2 protein-coding genes are annotated in these 3,844 nt (G+C 51.3%); one reads left to right on the top strand and one right to left on the bottom strand.

The window, feature by feature from the left end:
- Positions 1-2,524: ATP-binding protein (locus tag IBX50_RS18305; protein WP_292257839.1), on the top strand; the 2,524-nt coding region annotated here is incomplete at its 5' end.
- Here IBX50_RS18305 and IBX50_RS18310 read toward each other — a convergent pair.
- A partial coding sequence (locus IBX50_RS18310; protein ID WP_292257840.1) for a diguanylate cyclase occupies positions 2,500-3,844 on the bottom strand: 1,345 nt, incomplete at its 5' end. The two genes, IBX50_RS18305 and IBX50_RS18310, sit on opposite strands and share 25 nt — an antisense overlap.

A 3,844-nucleotide genomic window follows, 5' to 3' on the forward strand; every position in this document is an offset into this window, starting at 1 on the left:
ATGTCAGTATCGAGGAACTGGGACTGCGTTAAACTCCCGGAACTCGGCAACACCTTCAAGCCTGCCCTTAGTGGCAGGCTTTTTCACTTTTTCATCCCGATTATTACTGGAAATAATCCCTTTCCGGCAGTATGTTGTTGGTATGAAAAAAACCTCCATCTTCCGCTCCCTGATTCTGTCAGCCTCTCTCGCCACCCTGGTGATTCTGAGCCTGTTGCTGCTGATCATGTATCAGGGCACCCTGCGCCCTTTTGAGCGTCTGGCAGAAGATGAAGCTCTGGCTCTGGCACAAAAGGAGGTGGATTTAAGGCTGACGGGCAAAAGAGATGCGGTGATTTCCATTGCCACCAGTCTTGCCAGAGACCCCCGTGTTATTGCCGGATTACAGAACAACAGCCATCCACAGGCGATGGAAGCCCTGCTGACCCTGCGTGATGACTTTGCTGCAGCCACCGATTATCGCAGTGTATTTGCTCAAGTCATTAACCATGAACACATCATACTGGCACGCTCCTGGGAGCTGAATTACACCGGTGGCCGTGCACCTCACCCGATGGTGATGGAAACACTCATCACAGGCAAAGCCAGTGCCAGTTTCAGTATCGGTAACGCCGGTGCCGGAATTATCGGTTTTGCACCAGTGCGGGTTGATGGGCAGGTTATTGGTGTCATTTCCGTTACGCAGGGGCTGGGTTCTGTAGTGCGCGCCCTCAAGGCCGAAGGCATGGACTGGACTCTGCTGCTGAGCATCGACACCATCCTGCAGTACTTTTACGGCCACCTGCCCGCCAGTTATACCCGCAGCCCGCCATTTGATGATCAGTTTCTACTGGCACACGATCAATGGTTTGATCAGCAGGCTGCTGCCTGGGTCAAACAACATCGTCAACCTGTTGATCAACATCAGAGCCTGATGACCCGGATTGATCAGCAAGTCTTGTTTGATATGCCCATTTATGACTCCACCGGGCAATGGATCGGACGCAGTGTGCTGGTAATGGACGCCACAGGCATCACCACCCGAATTAATCAGGGACTGGCATCTCTGCTGTATCTGTTGCTGTCGGTCATTCTGGTGGTAGCGCTGATTGTCACGCTATTGTTATGGCTGGTGGGGCGCAGAATCATCCACCCAATGGACAAACTGGTCACCACCCTTAATCAGGCCGTTGATTCAGGCCAGTTTGCTGCCCGCATGTCCATTCAGCGTAATGATGAACTGGGACAGCTTACTGAGAGTTTTAACCGTTTATTTAGCTGCCTCGAACAAGGCATCAGTGAGGCCAACACGGTAATTGCCGATCTGGCACAAGGGGATTATGCCAGCCGGATGCAGGGACAATATGTAGGTGATCTCAGCCGCCTGCAGCAAGGTATTCATGCCGCCGCAGGGGAACTACGCGCCACGCACGAGCAGTTATTACATGCCAGCAAGGCCAAGGGTGAGTTTCTTGCCAATATGAGTCATGAAATCCGTACCCCGCTGAATGGGGTAATAGGCATGTTGTCATTACTGGAACACAGCCCGCTGAACAAGGATCAGGCTGAACACTTACAACTGGCACATCACTCCGCCGAACTGCTGCTGGAGCTGGTCAACAGTATTCTGGATTTTTCCAAAATTGAAGCCGGAAAAATGACCCTGGAGAAAGCACCCTTTAACCTGCAGACACTGCTGCAAAATCTTGAGCAGTTGTTCACCAGTGGATTCAGTAACCCGGAATTGACTTTTACAACTCAAATGAATGCACATGTATCCTCCTGGATTCTGGGTGACTCCCTGAGACTACGGCAAATCCTTAACAACCTGTTATCCAATGCTTTTAAATTCACTCACAAGGGTTATATCAACCTGACAGTAAAACTGCAGGGCACTGGGCTGCTGATCAGTGTGAAGGACACAGGAATTGGTATGGATGCCGCTACACAGGAAAAAATCTTTCAGCGTTTTACCCAGGCCAACAACTCCACCAGTCGCAGATATGGTGGCACAGGGCTGGGGTTAAAAATATCGCGTGAGCTGGTATTACTGATGGGTGGGCAGATGGAAGTTCACAGCACACCCGGCGTGGGTTCCGAGTTTGTCATTCAACTGCCTTATGAACCCTGCCAGCCTCCTGATCAGCCAGCAGTGGAGTCAAGTCCGCTGGCAAACTATGCCGGTAAACAGCTACTGCTGGTTGAAGATCATCCGGTCAACCAACTGCTGGCAATCAAATTGCTGGAGAAGTTTGGCATCATCCCGGATGTTGCCCAGAATGGTCAGGAAGCCTTGAACAAAGCCAGCAACAAGGTTTATGACCTGATTCTGATGGACTGTCAGATGCCGGTTATGGACGGTTATACCGCCACACAAAATTTGCGTTTATCCGGTTACACAGGAACCATTACTGCACTGACTGCCAATGCCACCGAACAGGATCAGCAGAAATGCCTGGCAGCAGGGATGGATGACTTTCTGGCCAAACCCTACCGCCTGCAGGATCTTGCAGAACTGCTTCAGCGCTGGTTGCTTGATGAATGAAGTGCATAGCGGTTTTTGCCCGCTTTTTTGGCTTCATACATGGCTTCATCCGCCTGATCCAGCAGTTGCTGGGCATCCACATCCTGCTGCTGCGGGAAAAAGGTCACACCAATACTGGCGGTTACCAGCAGCGGTTTTCCTTCCCAGATGACCGGCTCGGATATAGCCAGCTGCAAACGCTCCAGCAGTTTTTCCAGTGATGGATGATCCGGCTGAAGCTCCAGCACCAGTGCAAACTCGTCACCACCAAAACGCGCTAGAGTATCTTCATCACGCAGACACTCACTCATACGATCTGCCAGCTGCTGCAACAGGTAATCCCCTGCCGCGTGCCCATGGTTATCATTCACTGGTTTAAACCCATCCAGATCCAGAAAAGCCACCGCCAGACTGGAGTTATGGCGACGTGCGTAAGCCATCGACTGGTTTAAACGATAAGAGAACAACACCCGATTGGGCAGGCGGGTCAGAGCATCAAAATGAGCCAGATGTTCCAGCTGGGATTGTTGTGCCTTTTGCTCAGTGATATCGGTAAACAGACAAACGTACTGACGAATACTACCCCCTGCATCACGAACACCACTGATGGTCATGCTTTCCACAAAAACCTCACCACTCTTGCGGCGATTCCATAACTCACCTTGCCAGCCACCTTCTTCTTTTAAAATTCGCCAGAAGTCTTCATAAAAAGTGGCGTCGTGATGCCCGGAGCTCAACAAACTGGGTTTCTGACCCAGCGCTTCTTCACGGGTATAACCGGTAATACGGGTAAAGGCTTCATTCACTTCCAGAATCACCGCATTGTCATCAGTGATCATGATGCCTTCACGGGCGTGCTGGAAAACAGTCAGCGCAAGGCGTTCACTGGTGTCCCGCTCGTGACGTAACAAGGCATAACGTATGGCCTTGCGCAACAGGCTCCCTTCGGAGCCCTTGGTCAGAAAATCTTCTGCTCCGGCTTCAATGGCCATCTGGGTGGCCTGATAATCATCCAGTCCGGTTAACACCACTACCGGCACATCCGGGATCAGATTTCGACAAAGGCGCACTGTCTGTGTACCTGTGGAATCAGGCAGATTCAGATCCAGCAGCACCACATCCGGTTGCAACTGTTCACTGCGAATTTTCTGTTCTGCTTCTTTCAGACTGGCAGCCTGAATCACCACAAAAGCATCGGCTTTGCGTTCCAGCAGCTGTAAACGAACCAGTTCAACATCACCCGGATCATCCTCAATCAACAACACCACCGGAACCCGGTTTCTGGCCGCCTGATATTCTGTTGGTTCCTGCATCACAAACTCCATGTAATCAGTGTCGTGG

Source organism: Marinospirillum sp. (assembly GCF_014859565.1).